Source organism: Curtobacterium sp. RIT-PI-V, assembly GCF_025642935.1.
Taxonomy (GTDB): Bacteria; Actinomycetota; Actinomycetes; order Actinomycetales; family Microbacteriaceae; genus Curtobacterium.
Genome location: NZ_JANZKM010000016.1, coordinates 51863 through 70625, shown reverse-complemented (window position 1 = coordinate 70625; position 18763 = coordinate 51863). Strand labels below are relative to the sequence as shown.

At 69.8% G+C, this 18763-nt stretch carries 23 protein-coding genes; 15 read left to right on the top strand and 8 right to left on the bottom strand.

Features of this window, described 5'->3' with window-relative positions:
• The first annotated feature begins 76 nt into the window (after positions 1-76).
• Positions 77-661 carry a TetR/AcrR family transcriptional regulator gene (locus OGL88_RS11395; protein WP_263091449.1) on the top strand — a complete coding sequence of 195 codons (585 nt, stop codon included), beginning with the start codon at positions 77-79 and terminating at the stop codon, positions 659-661.
• Positions 662-745: 84 nt separating this feature from the next.
• On the opposite strand, the gene OGL88_RS11390 is transcribed toward OGL88_RS11395, so the two are convergent.
• Positions 746-928, bottom strand: coding sequence for a hypothetical protein (locus tag OGL88_RS11390; protein ID WP_263091448.1), 183 nt, complete (start codon positions 926-928; stop codon positions 746-748).
• A 172-nt stretch (positions 929-1100) separates the two neighbouring features.
• Between OGL88_RS11390 and OGL88_RS11385 the strand changes: the two genes are divergently transcribed.
• The 4 genes from OGL88_RS11385 (at position 1101) to OGL88_RS11370 (ending at position 3755) form a co-directional block, all read left to right on the top strand.
• On the top strand, positions 1101-1862 hold the full coding sequence (locus OGL88_RS11385) for a LamB/YcsF family protein (protein ID WP_263091447.1): 762 nt from the start codon (positions 1101-1103) through the stop codon (positions 1860-1862).
• On the top strand, positions 1859-2491 hold the full coding sequence (locus OGL88_RS11380) for a 5-oxoprolinase subunit B family protein (RefSeq protein WP_205463093.1): 633 nt from the start codon (positions 1859-1861) through the stop codon (positions 2489-2491). The genes OGL88_RS11385 and OGL88_RS11380 overlap by 4 nt, the downstream gene beginning before the upstream one ends.
• Positions 2488-3372 (top strand): biotin-dependent carboxyltransferase family protein, encoded by an 885-nt coding sequence (locus OGL88_RS11375; RefSeq protein WP_263091446.1) that lies wholly within the window; start codon positions 2488-2490, stop codon positions 3370-3372. Before OGL88_RS11380 ends, OGL88_RS11375 begins: the two co-directional genes overlap by 4 nt.
• 80 nt (positions 3373-3452) lie before the next feature.
• Complete coding sequence (locus OGL88_RS11370; RefSeq protein WP_263091445.1) at positions 3453-3755, top strand: putative quinol monooxygenase; 303 nt, start codon at positions 3453-3455, stop codon at positions 3753-3755.
• A gap of 11 nt (positions 3756-3766) precedes the next feature.
• Here OGL88_RS11370 and OGL88_RS11365 read toward each other — a convergent pair whose 3' ends face one another.
• Positions 3767-4525, bottom strand: coding sequence for a glycoside hydrolase family 16 protein (locus OGL88_RS11365; protein WP_263091444.1), 759 nt, complete (start codon positions 4523-4525; stop codon positions 3767-3769).
• A gap of 191 nt (positions 4526-4716) precedes the next feature.
• On the opposite strand from OGL88_RS11365, the gene OGL88_RS11360 reads away from it, so the two are divergent.
• Together OGL88_RS11360 and OGL88_RS11355 are read left to right on the top strand one after the other, a co-directional pair.
• Positions 4717-5391: a DUF433 domain-containing protein gene (locus tag OGL88_RS11360; protein ID WP_263091443.1), complete on the top strand. Its 675-nt coding sequence runs from the start codon at positions 4717-4719 to the stop codon at positions 5389-5391.
• Positions 5388-5798, top strand: a complete 411-nt coding sequence (locus OGL88_RS11355; protein ID WP_263091442.1) for a hypothetical protein — start codon at positions 5388-5390, stop codon at positions 5796-5798. The genes OGL88_RS11360 and OGL88_RS11355 overlap by 4 nt, the downstream gene beginning before the upstream one ends.
• A gap of 22 nt (positions 5799-5820) precedes the next feature.
• Here OGL88_RS11355 and OGL88_RS11350 read toward each other — a convergent pair whose 3' ends face one another.
• Genes OGL88_RS11350 through OGL88_RS11340 form a run of 3 tightly spaced genes read right to left on the bottom strand, consistent with a single transcriptional unit; the run spans position 5821 to position 8637 of the window.
• Positions 5821-6876, bottom strand: a complete 1056-nt coding sequence (locus OGL88_RS11350) for a DUF2891 domain-containing protein (RefSeq protein ID WP_263091441.1) — start codon at positions 6874-6876, stop codon at positions 5821-5823.
• Positions 6863-7933: a DUF979 domain-containing protein gene (locus tag OGL88_RS11345; RefSeq protein WP_263091440.1), complete on the bottom strand. Its 1071-nt coding sequence runs from the start codon at positions 7931-7933 to the stop codon at positions 6863-6865. The genes OGL88_RS11350 and OGL88_RS11345 overlap by 14 nt, the downstream gene beginning before the upstream one ends.
• Positions 7930-8637: a DUF969 domain-containing protein gene (locus OGL88_RS11340; protein WP_205463098.1), complete on the bottom strand. Its 708-nt coding sequence runs from the start codon at positions 8635-8637 to the stop codon at positions 7930-7932. The genes OGL88_RS11345 and OGL88_RS11340 overlap by 4 nt, the downstream gene beginning before the upstream one ends.
• 120 nt (positions 8638-8757) lie before the next feature.
• Here OGL88_RS11340 and OGL88_RS11335 point away from each other — a divergent pair, with 120 nt between their 5' ends.
• Positions 8758-9402 carry a GntR family transcriptional regulator gene (locus tag OGL88_RS11335; RefSeq protein WP_263091439.1) on the top strand — a complete coding sequence of 215 codons (645 nt, stop codon included), beginning with the start codon at positions 8758-8760 and terminating at the stop codon, positions 9400-9402.
• A gap of 46 nt (positions 9403-9448) precedes the next feature.
• On the opposite strand, the gene OGL88_RS11330 is transcribed toward OGL88_RS11335, so the two are convergent.
• Entirely contained in the window at positions 9449-9670 is a 222-nt protein-coding gene (locus OGL88_RS11330; RefSeq protein ID WP_263091438.1) for a hypothetical protein, read from the bottom strand.
• 32 nt (positions 9671-9702) lie between these two features.
• Entirely contained in the window at positions 9703-10278 is a 576-nt protein-coding gene (locus OGL88_RS11325; RefSeq protein WP_263091437.1) for a TetR family transcriptional regulator, read from the bottom strand.
• 151 nt (positions 10279-10429) lie between these two features.
• Between OGL88_RS11325 and OGL88_RS11320 the strand changes: the two genes are divergently transcribed.
• The 7 genes from OGL88_RS11320 to OGL88_RS11290 all read left to right on the top strand — a co-directional run bounded on the left by OGL88_RS11320 (position 10430) and on the right by OGL88_RS11290 (position 17502).
• A complete protein-coding gene (locus tag OGL88_RS11320; protein ID WP_131921396.1) occupies positions 10430-10684 on the top strand; it encodes a hypothetical protein in 255 nt (84 codons plus the stop codon).
• Positions 10681-11580 carry an ABC transporter ATP-binding protein gene (locus OGL88_RS11315; RefSeq protein WP_263091436.1) on the top strand — a complete coding sequence of 300 codons (900 nt, stop codon included), beginning with the start codon at positions 10681-10683 and terminating at the stop codon, positions 11578-11580. Before OGL88_RS11320 ends, OGL88_RS11315 begins: the two co-directional genes overlap by 4 nt.
• Positions 11577-12302, top strand: a complete 726-nt coding sequence (locus OGL88_RS11310; RefSeq protein ID WP_263091435.1) for a hypothetical protein — start codon at positions 11577-11579, stop codon at positions 12300-12302. The genes OGL88_RS11315 and OGL88_RS11310 overlap by 4 nt, the downstream gene beginning before the upstream one ends.
• Positions 12303-12789: 487 nt before the next feature.
• Positions 12790-14271, top strand: a complete 1482-nt coding sequence (locus OGL88_RS11305; protein ID WP_263091434.1) for a DUF6421 family protein — start codon at positions 12790-12792, stop codon at positions 14269-14271.
• Positions 14268-14939 carry an SDR family oxidoreductase gene (locus tag OGL88_RS11300; RefSeq protein WP_263091433.1) on the top strand — a complete coding sequence of 224 codons (672 nt, stop codon included), beginning with the start codon at positions 14268-14270 and terminating at the stop codon, positions 14937-14939. The genes OGL88_RS11305 and OGL88_RS11300 overlap by 4 nt, the downstream gene beginning before the upstream one ends.
• A 4-nt stretch (positions 14940-14943) precedes the next feature.
• Positions 14944-16017, top strand: coding sequence for a threonine aldolase family protein (locus tag OGL88_RS11295; RefSeq protein ID WP_263091432.1), 1074 nt, complete (start codon positions 14944-14946; stop codon positions 16015-16017).
• Between the two features lie 18 nt (positions 16018-16035).
• Positions 16036-17502: an SDR family NAD(P)-dependent oxidoreductase gene (locus tag OGL88_RS11290; protein ID WP_263091431.1), complete on the top strand. Its 1467-nt coding sequence runs from the start codon at positions 16036-16038 to the stop codon at positions 17500-17502.
• Positions 17503-17523: 21 nt separating this feature from the next.
• Here the strand turns inward: OGL88_RS11290 and OGL88_RS18050 are convergent, their stop codons facing one another.
• On the bottom strand, positions 17524-18702 hold the full coding sequence (locus tag OGL88_RS18050; protein WP_263091430.1) for an SGNH/GDSL hydrolase family protein: 1179 nt from the start codon (positions 18700-18702) through the stop codon (positions 17524-17526).
• Positions 18703-18763 lie beyond the last annotated feature (61 nt).

Genomic DNA, 18763 nt, shown 5'->3' with positions numbered 1-18763 from the left:
GTGATCGGGACTGTAGCACCGGAAACCTCCGACCGGAAGTTTTTGAGCCGATTGTTGCGCCGGTACATTGGCAGGCGTGACCTCCAACGATGGAATCGGCACCAGGGGCCCCTACGCCAAGGGCGTGCAGCGTCGGCGGGAGATCCTCGACCAGACGCTCGACGTCGTCGCCTCGCGCGGGATCGACGGCACCTCGCTGCGCGCCATCGGCGATGCGATCGGGGTCTCGCACGCGGCGCTGAAGCACTACTTCTCGTCACGCGAAGCGCTGCTGGTCGAGGTCCTGCGGGAACGCGATGCCGCCTCGGACCGGGCTCTCGGCGACACCGAGGGCGTCTTCACCAGGCTGTCGTTCGTCGCCGACCGGAACGTCAGCGAGCCGGCACTCGTGACCCTCTACACGACCCTGCTCGGGGCATCGGTGGAGGACGGCAACGAGACGGCGCGGGAGTTCTTCGCCGCACGGTTCGACGAGGCACGGGGGAACCTGGTCGCCCAGCTGCGCGACGAGCTCGCGGCGTCGGGGCGACACTCGGACGCCGACCTGGAGCAGGTGGCGTCGCTCATCATCGCGGCGTTCGACGGACTGCAGGTGCAGTGGCTGCTGGACCGGAACGTGGACATCGCGGGGACGCTGCGGTTGCTGGAGCGGGTGCTGTAGGGGGGCATGCCACGTGTCGACGTGGAACGACGTCCTCGTCGTCGTACGACGACGAGGACGTCGTTCCGAGTCGACGAACGACCCCTACTCCTCGCCGTCCTCTTCCGGGTTGAAGTGCGAGTCGTCCCCGACGTGCCCAGCGGCCAGGCCGTCCGGGTGGTTGGGGATGGTGTTGTCGTCGCCGAGCCCACCCGGCTTCTCGGTGCCCTCGGAGTCGTTCACGGGGGCCTTGGCGTCGTCGTCGTGCGTGTTGCTGCTGTCGGTCATGGTCTGCTCCAGTGCAGTGGTCGAACCGAGGGCGACGCCCCCGGCAGGTGCTGACCTCGGACGCTACGTGCCGCTGCTCGGAATCCCCCCACCAGCCGCGTGCCCCGACCGGTCGACAGCGGGGTCGCCGCTCGGTAGATTGTTCAACAACCCGCGACGACAGGGAGTCCCCGTGACGACGATCGACCTGAACAGCGACCTCGGCGAGGGGTTCGGCGCCTGGACGATGGGCGACGACGCCGCGATGCTCGACGTCGTGTCGAGCGCCAACATCGCCTGCGGATTCCACGCCGGCGACCCGACGATCATGCTCGCCACCGCCCGCGCCGCCGCCGAGCGCGGGGTCGCCATCGGAGCACACGTTGCCTACCGCGACCTCGCCGGCTTCGGTCGCCGTCCGGTGCACGTCACCCCGGACGAACTCCACGCCGACGTCGTGCACCAGCTCGGCGCGATGGCCGCCACCGCGCGGGTCGCCGGCACCGCTGTCACCTACGTCAAGCCACACGGCGCCCTCTACAACACCGCCTGCGCCGACCCGGTCCAGGCCGAAGCCGTGGTCCGGGCGGTCGCCGACGTCGACAGCGCGCTCGCGGTGCTCGCGCTGCCGGGATCCGAACTCCTGCTCGCTGCCGAACGCCACGGGCTCCGCGCGGTCGCCGAGTCCTTCGCCGACCGTGCCTACGAACCCGACGGCGCCCTGGTGTCCCGCAGCACGCCGGGATCGGTGCTCGACGATCCGGACGAGGTCGCGGCTCGCGTCCTCCGGATGGTCACCGACGGGGTCGCGACCGCCGTCGACGGCTCCGAGCTGCAGGTCAGCGCCGACTCCGTCTGCGTGCACGGCGACTCCCCCGGTGCCGTCGCGATGGCGCGCGCGATCCGATCACTGCTGACCGAGCACGGCGTCACGATCGCGCCGTTCGCACCGTGACCGTCCTCGACCTCCGGCCCGCTGGGCGCGCGGCCTTGCTCGCCACGTTCGACTCGCTGCCGCAGGTCGTCGCGTTCCGCGCCGGGCTGACCGCGGCTCGGCTGCCCGGCCTCACCGAGGTCGTGTCCGGCGCGCGGACCCTGCTGCTCCGGTACGACCCGGCGTCGACCGACGCCGCGAGACTCCGCAGCGCACTCGAACGGGTCGTCCCGTCCGTCGACGCCGAAGCGGCGAGCGCCGCGGACCCGCTCGTCATCCCGGTGGTCTACGACGGCGAGGACCTCGACCAGGTCGTCGCCCTGACGGGCATGCGCCGCGACCGCGTGATCGCGTGGCACACCGGCCAGCTCTGGACGAGCGCCTTCTGCGGCTTCGCCCCGGGCTTCAGCTACCTCACCGGCACCGAGCCGTCACTCGACCTGCCCCGCCGGAGCACGTCGCGCACCGCCGTCCCGAGTGGCGCCGTCGCGCTGGCGGGCGAGTTCAGCGCCGTCTACCCCCGCGTCTCCCCCGGCGGCTGGCAGCTCATCGGCCGCACCGACGTGCCGATGTGGTCGCTCGACCGGGAGCCGCCGGCGCTGGCACCCGCCGGCACACGGGTCCGGTTCGTCGACGCGGGTGCGGCATGAGCGGGCTGACCGTCCTGCAGGTCGGCTTCGGCGTCGCCACGCAGGACCTGGGGCGCCCCGGCTTCAGTGACATGGGCCTCGGCGCGGCGGGCGCCGCCGACCGCGGATCCGCCGCACTGGCCAACCGGCTGGTCGGCAACCGTCCCGATGCGGCCGTCCTGGAGGCCCTGCTCGGCTCCGTCACCCTGCGGACCGACGCGTACGTGGTCGCCGCCACCGCCGGGGCCGCCTGCCCGGTCGAGATCGAGCGGGCAGACGGGCGGGTCCGCGGTGCGGCCTCGCACGAGGTCCTGATGCTCGCCCCGGGCGACACGCTCCGGATCGGTACGGCCACCGCCGGGCTGCGCTCATACATCGCGGTCCTCGGCGGGTTCGCGGTCGAGCCCGTGCTCGGCAGTCGCTCGTGGGACTCGCTCGCACGCCTCGGGCCTCCGCCGTCGTCACCGGGTGACGTCCTGCCGATCGGCGACGCGCGCGCTTCGTGGCCGATCGTCGACGCCGTGCCGCAACCCGACGAGCGCTGGCCGGACGACCCGGTGGTCCTCGACGTCGCCGCCGGCCCCCGTGACGACTGGTTCACGCCGGGCTGGCGCGACACCCTGACCGGACAGGACTTCACCGTCGGGTCGGACAGCGACCGCGTGGGGGTCCGCACCACGGCTCCGCAGCCGCTCGTCCGCGCCGTGACGCACGAGCTGCCGAGCGAAGGCGTCGAGACCGGGTCGCTGCAGGTCCCGCCGGAGGGCTTCCCGGTGCTGTTCCTCGCCGACCACCCGGTCACCGGCGGCTACCCCGTCGTGGCGGTCCTCACGCCGGAGTCGGTCGACCGGGCGGCGCAGCTCCGGCCGGGCGACACCATCCGCTTCCGGCTCGTCCACTGACGACCGGCCGGCTGACCGATCCGGAACAGGGCGGTGCCGCCGCCGGTTGAGTCGGACACTACCGACGAAAGGTGCACCACATGTCGATCACCGTCCTGCTCGAAGTCCAGTTCCAGAGCGACGTCCCCGCTGACACCGTCGAGGCGGCGATCCGCGAGACGCTCGCGCAGACCCGCGCGTTCGACGGCTGCGAGTCCCTCGAGGTGCTGGTCGACGACGCCGACCCGACACGCATGGTCGTCGTCGAGTCCTGGACGAGCGGGGCCGCCCACGACGCCTACGAGGCATGGCGGGCGACCCCGGACGGTGCCGCAGCGATCGGACCGATCGTCGCCGCACCGCCCCTCGCGCGGACGTTCGCACGGACGATCGCGATCGGCTGACCTGCTGCGGGTCAGCCCGTGTACTCGTAGGTGCTGACCCAGTCGATGTCGAGGTGCCCGGCGGCGCCCCAGTTCCCGACCTGGAACATGTACCGGTGCGCGGTCGTCGGCACGTTCGACGCCACCGTCTTGATGACCTTGCCGTCGAGCAGGTACTGCACCGACTTGCCGGGGATCCACTCGACCGAGTAGACGTGCCAGCTGCGCCAGGTCACCCCGGTGCTCATGCTCGTCGAGTTCGCTTCCTGCCCGGCGACCATCGAGTGGTGGTGGAGCATCGGCGATCCCTCGAAGTTCGCCTCCGGGTAGTCGATCTCGCCGTCCGACCAGACGTTCGACGACGGCCACAGCATGAACGCTGCACCGTTCCCGTTGCCGCCGGTGGCCTTGGCACGGACGCTGAACTTGCCGCCCACGTGCGACCACGCGCCGTTCGGGGTCCCGAAGGTCCCCGCGGCTCCGTGCTTGCCGTCGAGCGTGACGTCCATGTAGCCGTCGCGGGCGCTGACCTGTGAGCCCGACCAGTACGTGCCGGCCGTCCCGTCCGGGTAGGGCTGCCACGAGTTCGCGTAGGTCATCGCGAACTGGCCGTTCGCCGAGGCCGTCGTGCTGAAGTTCTCGACGAAGGTCTGCTTGAACTTGCCGACGTTGCCGACCGGGGCGGTGACCCCCGCGTAGGCAACGGTTCCCGCTCCGAGCGGCGCCGCCACGACGACGGCTCCGATGAGTGTGGCGATGAGTGCTGTCCGCCTGATCCTGCGGTGCTGCATGTGTCACTCCCTGGTGTGACTGGTGGCACCCGTTCCCCTCGGACACCCAGCCGGATCTCGGCTGCGCGTCGAAGGTAGGTGCATTCCGCAACGAATGCCGGGGGTTGACACCCACCCGCTGGAGATGTTGCAGAGCGGCACACCTGTGACCACGAGCCACATCGCGCCCTCGTCAGCGGTATCGTGTTTGCATGCAAACGTCGGTCGTTGATGGTGTCTACACCACACCCATCTACGCGTTGAACGAAGCCGCGCAGATCGTCCGCGCGCCCTCGAGTTCGTTCGCGCGGTGGGCCCATGGACACAAGTTCCGACAACGGCGCGAGGGTGAGTGGGGGTGGAGCGAGCCGATCCTCACCGGAGTGCGCGAAGGACGTGGCTACACCGTCCCGTTCAATGCCCTCGCTGAGGGGTACATCGTCGAGACCTTCCGCCGAGCTGGACTGCCCATGGCGCGGATCCGTCCGGCGATCACCGCGCTCCGGAACGAGATCGGCATCGAGAACGCGCTTCTGAGCGAACGCCTCAAGACTGACGGTGCGGAGATCCTGTTCGAGAACGGTGACGACGAGCTGGTCGTCGTTCGGAACAAGCAAGGCGTGTTCCGGGACGTCGTCGCGGAGTACCTCCGGACGATCACCTACCGCAACGGATACGTCCAGTCCGTACGACTCCCGACCTACGAGCGGGCAGAGGTCGTCGTTGATCCGCTCCGGAACTCGGGCCAGCCGACGATCGACCGGATCGGCGTGAGCGTCGAGAGTGTCGTCAGCCGCGTCCGCGCCGGAGAACCGATGGCGGATGTCGCTGAGGACTTCGGTCTGGCGAAGCGAGAGTTGCAATCCCTGCTCCTGCAGGCAGCGTGATCGTGCTGTCTGCCCGGTTTCTTCTCGACCGATCTGTCGGAGGGCGACTCCTCGTCCGCAGGCTCCGCGAAGCAGGCTGGGACGCTCGCACGCTCGCAGAGGAGTACGGCGACGACCGCGCACAACGAATGCGCGACGAAGAGTGGATTGCCGAGCGCACTCGCGGCGGGTTCCTTCTGCTGGCCAAGGACCACCGCGTGGCCAGCCGGCCACTCGAAGCACCGGCGATCTACATGAACGACGCGAGAGTCATTGCCTTTGCGCGCGGAGAGACCACCGCTGGAGTGGTGGGTGACCTGTGTCTCGAGCACGAGCGGTCCATCCATCGGCTGGCGCAGGCCAGCGCGCCGTTCGTGATGTCCCTCAGCGAACGCGGGATCCGTCGGAAGCGCCTCAACTTCCCGTGACGGGACTCAGCTGACGGCAGGGTCAGCGTGCGGCGTGCTCCCGCGCTTCCATGGCATCCCAGGCGAAGCTCGCGAGCCAGTGCGTGGAGTAGTACTCCTCGCCGACGCTGGCGGCCAGACCCGAGGCCAAGAGCCGGTCGGCCGCCTCGTCGAGCAGGGTCGCGAGCCCGTCGTCGTCGAACTCACCGGCGCGCAGGGCGTCCGCGATGCGCCGGGCCGAGCCCGCTCGCGACAGGTCGAGCCCGAACAGGTGCACCTGCTGCGGGTCGTTCTCGTCGCGGACCACCGTCGACTGCAGGATCGCGTCACCCGACCGCACCTCGGCGAAGAAGCCGTCCGACCACGTCGCGAACTCGGCCGGGGTCAGCACAGCCCGCATCAGGTCGGCCTCGGCCAGTCCGGCGGACAGGAAGTCGTGCCCGCTGCGCTCCCAGGCGAACGGCCACCCGGCGTCCTCGCCGAACCACTCGCGCGCCGCCCGCTCCACCGTCGTGGCGAGCTCGTCGCGACCGAGCGACCGTGCGGCCTCGAGCACGAGCAGCAGCCCGAAGGCCGAGTTCGAGTGCACCCCGTGCCGCACCGGGTGGGCAGCGCCGTCGACCCAGCGGGCGACGAGTTCCTCGAGCACGTCGACGACGGGCGCGAACCCGGGGGCGAGCTGCCGGATGGCCGGCACCTCGGACGCGGAGACCTCGGCGGCGAGCTTCGCGAGCCAGGCCCACCCGTAGGGGCGCTCGAAGTGCGGCGTCGTGTGGAAGTAGGCGGCTTCCGTCGCCAGGTGATCCGCGCTCAGGTGGGCCTGCAGGATCGTGGTGAGCCGGGCCTCCTGGTCGGCCGGCAGGCCGTGCGCGACCAGGCGCGCTGCGAGCCAGTGCATGTGCACGGACGAGTGCCAGTCGTAGGACGTCGCGAAGGCGGGGTGCAGCTCGACCGGCAGCGCTCGGTCGTCCGGGCCGGACGTCGTGTGGTGCGCCGCGTACGGGTACTCGCGCGAGGTGTTCTCGGCGGCGACGGCCGCGAAGCGGTCGGCCCACGCGGCCCGGGTCAGGTCGAGCGGGGCAGCATCAGAAAGCGACAAGGTACATGACTCCCATGTTGACGACGAGCAGGATGGCGGCGGTCGGGATCTGCGCCTTGATCGGACCGTACTTGTCCCGCATCTCGAGCAGGGCGGCCGGCACCAGGTTGAAGTTCGCGGCCATCGGTGTAACCAGCGTTCCGCAGAAGCCGGCGAGCATGCCGATGGCGAAGACCGCGGCGGGGTTGCCGTCGAAGCCCTGCACCAGGACGGGCCAGCCGATCGCGGCCGTCATGATCGGGAAGGCGGCGAACGCGTTGCCCATGATGATCGTGAAGAGCGCCATGCCGAGGCAGTAGACGACCACCGCGGCGATCAGCGAACCGCCGGGCAGGATCGACTTGATGATCGTGCCGACGGCGTCGCCGACACCGGCCTGGGTGAACACGATGCCGAGGGTGGAGAGCATCTGCGGCAGCAGCGCCGCCCACCCGATGGCCTGCAGCAGACGACCGCCCTCGCGGATGGGCGTGGCGATCCTCGGCGGGCGCAGGACGAACACCGCGACGACCACGGCCAGCACCGAGCCGATGCCCAGGCCGGTCAGGGTCGCGCTGCCCTCGGCGAGCAGCGGTTCGCCACCGATCGAGACGAGCGGACCGAGCGTCGCCACGAGGACGGCGACCACGGGCACGACCAGCGCCGGGATGAAGAGCTTGTTGCCGAACCGGGTGGCGAACGCCGCACGCTCGTCCGGGCTGGTGGTGGCGAGGACACTCGTGCTGGCGGACGGTTTCGTCGCGGCAGCGGTTGGCTCGGCCGGGCCGGTCTCGGCACCCGTGCCGGCGCCGGGGATGCTGGCGACCCGCGAGCGACTGGTGGTCCCGGTGAACCCGAGTCCGGCGAGCGCGACCATCACCAGGACGGCGATGCCGAGCACCCACGACGGCGCGGTCTTCGCGGCGACGAAGGTGCCGTAGAAGAACGAGACCCCGAGGATCCCCCAGAACGCCGCGTTGCCGAGTCGCTTCGCGTGCGCGGTGTCCGTGACGATGAGCACGGCCACCGCGATGAAGAACGCGCCGATGAGCCAGTAGAGCCATTCGCTGGTGATCACGCTGCGGCTCCCTGCGTCGGGGCGTCGACGCGTGCGTCGGCAGCCATCTTGTCGAGCGTGCGGTCGAACAGCAGCAGCCGCGTGCCGTGGACGAGGAGCGCGGCGATGCCGGTCGGGATCGCCCACAGCGCCAGGTCGATGGGTTCGAGCGACAGACCGTAGGTGGCGTCGACGAAGGTCGTGATGAGCAGGATCGAGCCGACCGCGACGAACACGTCCTCGCCGAAGAAGACCCCGACGGTGTCCGACGACGCCGAGTAGCCCTTGATCTTCTCGCGCATCCGCTCGTCGATCCGGCCGTACTTCTTGATCGCCGCCCCTTCGGCCATCGGGTGCACGAGCGGCCGCACGGTCTGCGCCGGCCCGCCGATGCTGGTGAGGCCGACCGCGGCCGTGACCTGCCGGATGGCCAGGTACCCGGCCAGCAGACGACCCGTCGTGAGCCTGTCGAGCTTCGCGATCAGGCGCTTGGCCTGGTCCTGCAACCCGTAGCGCTCGATCAGGCCGATGACGGGCAGGACGAGCGCGAAGGTCGTGACGGACCGGCTCGACGCGAAGCCGTCGCCGAACGCGGTGAGGATGCCGACGGGACCGATCCCGCCGATGGCCGCGGTGACGATACCCGCGACGGTCACGACGAGCAGCGCGTTGATGCGCAACGCGAACCCGATGATGACGACGGCGACGCCGATGAGGACGAACATGCGGGACAGTCTGGACCGCATTGTTCAACAATCGCAAGGGGGTGTTCTGCTCTGTAACACGACGGTCACACGGTGCAGGGTTCGCACCCTCGATGCCCGAGGCCGTGTCAGGATCGGGACATGACCCGAACCGTCAGTGGTGCCGACTCGACGGCCGAGCGGCTGCGCACCCTGATCGCGGCGGGCGAGTTCTCCCCCGGGACGCAGCTGTCCGAGGAGCGGTTGAGCGACCAGCTCGGGGTGTCGCGGAACACGCTGCGCGAGGCCTTCCGGCTGCTCGCACGCGACCGGCTCGTCGAGCACGTGTTCAACCGCGGGGTCTTCGTGCGACGACTCTCCGCCGAGGACGTCGCCGACCTGTACGCCGCCCGGCGGGTGCTCGAGGAAGCCGCGGTGCGTGCGTGCTCACCAACGGCACCGGCACTCGATGCAGCCGCGGCGGCCGTCACGGCTGCACGGGACGCTGCTGTCGCGGGCGACTGGGGCGCCGTGGGCACCGCGGACATCCGGTTCCACTCCGAACTCGTCCGCGCGGTCCCGAGCGCTCGGATCCACGGGCTGATGGACGGGCTGCTCGCCGAGATGCGGCTGGCGTTCCTGACGACCGACGACCCGGGGTCGTTCCACGCCGAGTTCGTGGAGCGGAACGACGCGATCGTCGTGGCGCTGCGCGCCGGCGACCAGGCCGGGGCATCGGCGCTGCTGGCGGACTACCTCGACGATGCGGAGCGGACGCTGCGGGCGGCCGCGGGCGCGGCAGGCTGACGGGAGGCCCGGTGCGGGTCCTGCCGACGCGCTCGGACCGCCTCGACTAGCGCTGGTACCGGCCGAGGCCGCGCTTCCTGCCGCGGAGCGCGACGGCGAGCATGCTGCCACCGAGCACCAGCCACAGGACGGCCATGATCGTTCGGAACGTGCTCGGCTCGACGATCGCCAGGACGCCCCAGACCACCCCGACCGCGATCCACACCACGCCGACCCAGACGAGCGGCCGCCCGAAGGCCGCGCGGAAGAACCGGTCGTCGCTGCTCATGGGCCGAACCCTACGCCCAGCCGTGCGACACGTCAGCCCCCGACGAGCGCCTTGACCGCGTCGATCACGATCTGCCGACGCCGCGCGGGTGCGACCGCCGCGACCAACGAGCCGTACTCGGGAGAACTCGAGCTCCAGAACGCAGCGAGGTGCATCACCAGGCCCAGCAGCACCGCGGGCCGGTAGCTGCGCGGCAGGACCCCGGCGCGCTGTGCGTGCTCGACCGCGGCGACGGCCTCGGCGTTGCTCGCAATGACGGCTTCGAGCGCACCGTCACTCCCCCGCTCGAGGCGGTGCCACGTCGCGAGCCGTTCGGCCCAGGGCCGCTGGACGTACGAGTCGTGCAGGCGGGCCGCCCACTCGGCGAGGTCGTCGGTGTCGACGGGGACCTCGTCGAACGTCTCGGCGACGGTCTGGGCGAGGAGGGCGTCGAACAGCCCTTCCTTGCTGCCGAAGTAGTGGAAGACCTGCGCCTTGTTGCTCGACGACGCCGCGGCGATCCGCTCGACCTTGGCGCCGACGAGCCCGGCCGCGGCGAACTCGTCGCGTGCTGCGAGCAGGAGTCGTGCGCGCATCGCGTCGGCGGCTGGGGGCGTGAAGCGTGCCATGCAGACAACCGTACTGACGCATTGGCAACTCGTGGCAACATTTCAGTGTCACACCGGTGATACTGACACTTTGCTAGCGTCGACTGTGTACGAACGGGCGCCGGACCAGGCACGGTCCGACGCGCTTCCGGCGCACGAAGAAGGAGGGTCCGTGCCCGTCAAACACTCTCGTCTGCGCCACATGGTCAGCACCGGGCTCGCAGTGAGTGCAGTCCTGCTCGGGACAACCTGTGTCGTGCTCGTCGCCAGCGGCTGGCCGCTGTCGGTCGCAGCCGGAGCAGCCGGGCTGACCGCCTCGGGCTTTGCAGGCACCGTCGATCCGAAGAGCAAGGCCGCCCCGGCCGCCTTCCTGATCTGCGTTGCAGCAATCGGCACGGCGTTGGTTGTCCATCAGGTGGTCTCGTGAGCGACCCGATCGAACTGCGCGGGGTCCGCAAGGCCTACGGAAAGCACGTCGCCCTCGACGATGTGTCCTTCACCTGCCCGCAGGGGACGATCACAGCGTTCTGCGGACCGAACGGCGCCGGCAAATCCACCGCGCTTCGGATCCTGACCGGGATCACCCGAGCGGACGTCGGCACTGCGATGGTGAACGGTCAGGAACTCCAGGAGCTGCCCACTCCGGCCAGGTTCCTCGGTTCCCTTCTCGACGCGTCAGCGTTCCACCCAGGTCGGTCGGTTCGCGAGACGCTCCGACTCACCGCCTTCACCATCGGTGAGCCCAGGCAACGAGTCGACGAGTGCCTCGAGACCGTCGGGTTGCAGTCGGTGGCCGCGAGGCGAGTCGGCAAGCTCTCCCTCGGCATGCGGCAACGACTCGGGCTTGCGCATGCACTACTCGGACGCCCTCGGGTGCTCGTCCTGGATGAGCCCTCCAACGGTCTGGATCCCGAAGGAATGCAGTGGCTCGACAGAATGCTTCGCCAATTCGCTGATCAGGGCGGGACGGTGTTGGTCTCCACACATCAGCTCGCGGCGGTGGAGCGGACTGCGGATCGCATCGTTGCGATCTCGCGCGGACGGGTCGTCGACCAGGTTCGGCTTGAGGAGCTGCGCGCACGAACCGGGCGGAGTTTCCTCGTGGCCGAGGATCAACCGCGCTTCGCGCATGCTTTGCGGCTCGTCGGGGCGCACCCATCTCCGATGGCAGAAGGCTTGCTCGTGGACCTCGAGCCCGTGGAAGTCGGGCGGCTTGCCAGAGATTCGGGCATCGCGCTCTCCGCACTCCGCGCAGAGGACGTCCGGCTTGATTCCTACTTGTCCTCCATCACTGAGACCGAATACGAGGGGAAGTCGACGTGATCCGATTAGTTCTCGTCGAACTGCGACGCGCGGTCGATACGCGCGGGCCGCGCTGGGCCTTCGCGGCGGCGGCCGTCAGCGGGGTCCTGTTGTCCTTTGTCGTTGCGCGAGATGCGACGACGTTCGCGGCGTTCGTCGCCGGACTCAGCCTTGCGCTTCCGCTGCTCATGGGCCTTCTGGCTGTCATGGCGTTCACGGCGGAATGGAGCACGCGCGCTGCGTTGACGACGTTCACTGTCACGCCACGCCGACAACGAATACTCGGTGCCCGTTACGCCGCAATCCTGCTCCTCGCTGCCTCGACTCTCGTTGCCATCCATCTCCTCGCAGCCGTCGGCTTCGTTGTCAGCAGGCCCGGTTCTGTCGGTTCCGTTTTCGACGTTGCCGTTCTGGCGCAGTTCTGGCAGATGCTCGCGACAGCGGTCGCGGCAACCCTCACGGCAATCGCCGTTGCGAGCCTCGTGCTGCGAACGGCGCTCGCCCTGCTCATCGCCGTGTTCGGACCTTTTCTCCTGACCATCGGGCTCGCGTTCACACCCGGCCTGGTCGACTGGCTGAACCCGTACGGCTTCGCGTCTTGGCTCGCGGAGCCGCAACTGTCCTGGACCATCACGTCGGAGACCACTGTCGGACTCGGGCCCGCGGTGACGTCATTCGCGGTCTGGACCGCACTCCCGCTCGCGCTCGGGTGGGTCCGACAACTCCGCGCGGAGCCTCGCTGATGCTTGGTCCGACCGCGGGCAAGGCAAGCGGGCGCCCTCCGAGACATCGCGTACCGACGCTCGACCTCGTCGGCGGGGTGGTCGTGACCTGCGGCGCCTGGCTGGTTCTCGACCTGCTCGCCGCCTGCGTTGCTGCGCTGGCCACGCTCGCCTGGGCGGCGTCTGCGCCGAGCGTCACCGGGACCACGCCGATCCCCCAGGGAGCATCGCCGGACCCTGCGGCAGTGCGGCGATGGCGCGCAGAGCACCCGAGCTCGACCGTGAGCGAGGCGATCGCCGCCATCACGAAGTCGTAGCTGTTGACGGTCCCCCGAGCCCGCGCCGGCGAAACGTTGCGCGCCGAGCGACATCGCGTGCGCTGACAATGCCCCGGCGCACGATTCCCCCACGGATGGGCAAGAATGCGTCCCCCGATCCTCCCTAGGCTCATGACAAGCGCACCACCACGCCGCAGATCCGCGGCCAGCCCAATGACGGGAGGTTCGACATGTCACAGTTCGTCCAGGAGTTCACGCAGGGCGCCATCGTCGGAGAACCCGAGGTCGTCGAGGACCGCCCGTCGGTGCGCGAGGTCGCCGAGCATCCCGCGTGGACGCGGCTGAAAGCCGCTGTCGTGTCGTTCCGTGCGCTGCAGACGGCCGACGGCTCGATACCCGACCAGTCGGACCACGCGACCGCTTCGGAGCACCTGGCCACGATCCTCCCGGCCATTGCCGAACTGGCCCCGTTCTTTCCGCACGATGCGGCGTACCTCGTTGCACTGCAGCGCGACTTCGCACGCTGGGAACGCGACGGTTTCGGCGTTCCCGACTTCCTCGATGCACTGAACGCATTCCAGCCGCAACAGCACCGCGTCGACGGGCTCGGCCACCTGGTCGTCTTCCCGATGGTGACGCAGAACGGCAGTTCCTCGCGGCTCGTCGAAGCCGTCCTGGTCGAGGTCATCTGGCCGGAGTTCATCGCGGAACTCGAAGCGGGCGACTTCAGCAACAAGCTCTTCGTCGCGTTGCGGTTCGTCGACTTCACGCCCGGGTACGACACGAATTCTGCGGTGCTGTTCCCCGAGACCGTCGCGATGCGCGAGATCCCGACGTTCACGTGGGGTGCGATCTTCCAGGACCGCGAAGCCGCTCGCTACCGCCGAGTCGTCCGTGCCGCTGGGGAGATCACCAAACTGGAGTTGCCGGACGACGCTGCAGCGATGCTCGACGACCAGGAGCTGACGGAACGGGTCTTCGTGATGTGGGACATCATCCACGACCGATCGCACATGCGCGGCGACCTGCCGTTCGACCCGTTCATGATCAAGCAGCGGATGCCGTTCTTCCTCTACTCGCTGGAAGAACTCCGCTGCGACCTGACGGCGTTCCGGGAATCCGTGCGGCTCGAACGCGCGCTTTCCGCGGTACCGGATGCAGATCTCGACGAGGCGCAACGCGCGATCCGCGACCACGCCCGCCTGGTGCAGTACGCCGTCGTGTTCGACCGCATCTTCCGGTTCGCGATCACCGGCAGCCGCGTCCGGAACTACGACGGGCTCGGCGGGCAGTTGTTGTTCGCGTGGATGCACCAGCACGATGTCCTGCACTGGACCGACACACGACTCACGATCGACTGGGATGCCGTTCCCGATGTGATCATCGCGCTCAGCGATCAGATCAACGAGTTGTACCGGCGCTCGATCGACCGGCCGAAATCGGCACACTGGCTCGCTGCGTACGAGATGCTGACCCGGACACTCACGCCGCACCCGGCCTCGAAGTGGGCGCGGGGACTGCCGGAAGAAACACTCGCCGGAATGCCGAAGGGCTACACCGACGCCGTGCTCGACGACGAATTCCCACTGTCGATGTTCTACGAGGCGCTGAACAAGAAGATGGCTGCGGTCATCGCTTCGACGGCTGGCATCACCGGCTCGTCGTCAATTGCTCCCTCCGCTGTTCCGTCCGTTCCGGACGTCGCCGCGTGAGCGCTGGATCCCTGTCCGGTCGCACGGTGCTGGTCGCGGGCGCGACCAGCACCAGCGGCACGGCCGTCGCGCGCGCACTCACCTCCGCCGGGGCGGCCGTCGTCGCGGTCGGCACCAGACCAGACGCACTGGAGGCACTGCGCGCCTCCGTCCCGGGCGTCACGACCCACACGTGCGACCTCGCAGACCTCGGGGCGGTCACCGCGCTCGCGGCTGCGGTCCGCGAGACGGCGGGACCGGTCGATGGACTGGTCCACCTGGTCGGTGGGTGGCGCGGGGGCGGGGGCATCGCCGGCCAGTCGGACGACGACTGGGACTTCTTCGACCGGGCGTTCCGCACCCTGCGGAACACCACGCGCGTCTTCTACGACGACCTGGTGGCGTCCCCGGCCGGACGACTCGCGTTCGTCTCGTCCACCGCCGTCGACTCCCCCACCGCCGGTGCCGCGAACTACGCAGCCGCCAAGGCCGCTTCCGACGCGTGGGTCCGTGCCGTCGCCCAGGGCTTCCGGAAGAACGCACCGGACTCGGCGGCAGCCACCGTCTTCGTCGTCGGCGCTCTGGCCGGTCTGGAGGACCGCCTCGGCGACGAGGTCGTACGGCTCTGGTCGGCACCGCCGGCCGACGTGAACGGCGCCCGTCTCCCGCTCCCGCTCTCCTTAGGATGAACCAGTGACCCTTCGACTCCACGACCTGGACCTGCGGGGCTTCGCCTCGGACAACTACGCCGGTGTCCACCCCGAGATCCTCGACGCGATCGCCGCGGCCAACGACGGCCACCAGATCGCCTACGGCGAGGACGTCTACACGGCGCGGTTGCGCGAGGTGGTCCAGGAGCACTTCGGTCCGCAGGCCGAAGCCTTCCCGGTGTTCAACGGCACGGGCGCGAACGTCGTGGGCCTGCAGTCGATGCTCCCCCGCTGGGGTGCCGTCGTCTGCACCACGACCGCGCACATCCACACGGACGAGGCCGGCGCACCCGAGCGCATCGGTGGGATCAAGCTCCTGCCCGTCGAGACACCCGACGGCAAGCTCACCCCCGAGCTCATCGACAAGGAGGCCTGGGGCTGGGGTGACGAGCACCGTGCCCAGCCGCTCGTCGTGTCGATCACCCAGACCACCGAGCTCGGCACCGCGTACACCGTGGAGGAGATCCGCGCGATCGCCGACCACGTCCACGCGCTCGGCATGACGCTGCACATGGACGGCGCCCGCATCTCCAACGCCGCCGCGACCCTGGGCCTGCCCCTCCGCGACTTCACGACCGACGCCGGCGTCGACGTGCTGAGCTTCGGGGGCACGAAGAACGGGATGCTCTACGGCGAGGCGATCGTCGTGCTGAACCCGGCGGCGTCCGATGGCCTGCACTACCTCCGGAAGATGAACATGCAGCTCTCGTCGAAGATGCGGTTCGTCTCGGCGCAGCTCATCGCGCTGCTCACCGACGACCTGTACGTCCGATCCGCGGGCCACGCCAACGCGATGGCCACACGACTGCGCGGGGCGCTCGAGGCCGGGATCGCGGACGGCAGCATCCAGGGCGTCGGGTTCAGCCAGGAGACCCAGGCCAACGGGGTGTTCGCGACGCTGCCTGCGGGGGTGGCCGAACGCCTGCGCAAGCACTTCCGGTTCTACGACTGGGACGCCAGCCGCAACGAGGTGCGGTGGATGTGCGCGTACGACACCTCGGAGCAGGACATCGACGACTTCGTGGCGGCGTTGACGCGGGAGCTCGACGCGGCCTGATCCAACGTAGAATCCCGTGTGATCTCCGAGCACCCCGAACCCAGCGGCATCCTCCCCGAGGACCTCGACGCCACACTCCGGGTGCTCGAGCAGATGAGCGACATCGACGAGACGCACCCGGACTTCGTGCGGGTGCGTCAGGCCACGGCGAAGATGTTCAAGGCCGTGAAGCGGGCCCACCGCCTCGAGAAGCGCGCGGTCATCGCCGAGGCCGACCGCCGCGTGATCGCCGCCACCGCGACCGGAGCAGCCGACCGCATCGACGACGAGACCCGCGGGGTGCCGATCAGCACCTCGACCACGGCGTCCACCGCAGGCACCCTGCTGAAGTCACGCCCCTGCTACATGTGCAAGCAGCAGTACACGGTCGTCGACGCGTTCTACCACCAGCTGTGCCCTTCGTGCGCGGCGATGAGCCACGCGAAGCGCGATGCCCGGACCGACCTGAGTGGCAAGCGGGCCCTGCTGACCGGCGGCCGCGCGAAGATCGGCATGTACATCGCGCTCCGCCTGCTGCGCGACGGCGCCCACACGACCATCACGACGCGGTTCCCCCGCGACGCCGTGCGCCGGTTCACGAGCCTCCCCGACTCGGCCGACTGGATCTCGCGCCTCAAGGTCGTCGGCATCGACCTGCGCGACCCGGCCCAGGTCATCGGTCTCGCCGAGGACGTCGCCGCTGCTGGCCCGCTCGACATCCTGATCAACAACGCCACGCAGACGGTCCGCCGGTCGCCCGGCGCGTACCAGCCCCTCGTCGACGCCGAACTCGCGCCGCTACCGGACGGCCCGTTGCCCGAGCTCGTGACCTTCGGGCACACGAACGACCAGCACCCGCAGGCGCTCGCCCGCTCGGTGACGGCGCACCCGATCCTCGCGGCCGCCGCAGCCCGCGCCGACGAGCTGACCGAGCAGGCCATGGCTCCGGGGTCGAGCTCGCTCGAGCGCCTCGCCATGGGCACCGCGATCGACGCCGGTGGTCTCGTGCCCGACCTGCACGACGTCAACTCGTGGACGCAGGCCGTCGACGAGGTCGACCCGCTCGAGATGCTCGAGGTCCAACTCGCGAACACCACGGCGCCCTTCATCCTCATCTCCAAGCTCCGCCCCGCGATGGCGGCGAGCGAGGCGCACCGCACCTACGTGGTGAACGTCAGCGCGATGGAAGGTGTGTTCGGCCGGGCCTACAAGGGACCGGGGCACCCGCACACGAACATGGCGAAGGCCGCCGTGAACATGCTCACCCGCACGAGCGCGCAGGAGATGTTCGAGACCGACCGCATCCTGATGACGAGCGTCGACACCGGGTGGATCACCGACGAGCGACCGCACCCGACGAAGGTCCGGCTGGCGGAGGAGGGCTTCCACGCCCCGCTCGACCTCGTCGACGGGGCGGCTCGCGTGTACGACCCGATCGTGCGGGGCGAAGCGGGCGACGACGTGTTCGGTGTGTTCCTGAAGGACTACAAGCCGAGCTCCTGGTGAGCCCCGCGGCCCGTCCGCCGCTCAGTCCCCCTCGTGCGCAGCCAGGGTGGCGAGTACGAGCTTCGTGATCCGACGCTGCCCCTCGTCGTTCGGGTGGATGCCGTCCGTCGAGTAGATCCCCGAGCCTGATGTGTCGGCCTCGGGGAACGTGTCAGCCATGCTGACGTACGCGGCCCCGCCCTCCGCTGCGGCACGCTTGATCTCGGCGAGGTAGCTCGACCACGGCTCCGACATGGCGTCCGTCATGCTCGAGGCCGGGGTGAACTCCCCGATCACGAGCAACGAGGGCTTCGTGGGCAGCGCCGCGAGCGTCTCGAGGAACGCCACGTACTGGGCGCCGAGCTCCTCGGGTGTGAGGTTCGCCGCGTCGTTACCACCCAGCGTGATGGTGATGAGGTCCGGAGCAGCACGGCGCATCGCCGTCAGGAAGCCCTCTTGGTTCTTCGTGAACGTCGCGATCGTCGAGCCCGAGTGCGCGGAGTCGTAGCGGCGGATCCCCTTGTCGCGGTCACCGTCGTAGATCGTGAACCCCAGCAGTGAGAACCGCGCGACCGCGGTGATGGTCACCGTGTGCTCCCCGCTCGACAGTCCGTCCACCGTCGTGGTCGTCCCGGTGCCGGCGGTCCCGGTCGTGGCGACGGTCGTCGGTGCGGCTCCGTCGACGCTGTAGGTGAAGTCGCCGGACCCGGGGTATCGCGCCCACCAGATGTCGATCCCGGTGCCCGTGAAGTCGTAGCTCCGCGAGGCGCCCGCCTGCATGGTGACCGAGCGGTAGCCGAGGCCGGGGGCGGTGACGTCGAACTGGCTCTCGCCCGTGCGCGCCGTCGCCCAGTCACCCCAGGTCGAGTCCGGTGCGTACACGGCGAACTGCGCCGGCAGGTACCCGGCCCCTCCGGTGACCCCGTCCGTCGGGTGCTCCGTGCGCAGCTGGTCGAGCGTCAGGTCCATCCACCGTGTGGAGCGGGACGAGGCGCCCTGCCCCTCGGTGATCGAGTCCCCCAGGGCAACCCAGTTCGCGGGCGCCTCGGTCCGGTCGGCCACGGCAGCGTTCCAGGTCGCGAGCGGCTCGGCGGCCTCCGGGGGCTTCGCCGCGGAGCACCCCGTCACGACGATCGACACGAGTGCGACGACCAGTCCGGCGACGAGCCGGGGCGCCCCTCGACGCAGTCCGCGATCGGTGGTGCGCTCGTGGCCGTTCACGTTGTCTCCCTTGGGTGGGATGGGGTCCGCGACCGGGCGTCGGGGCGGCAATGCTATCCGC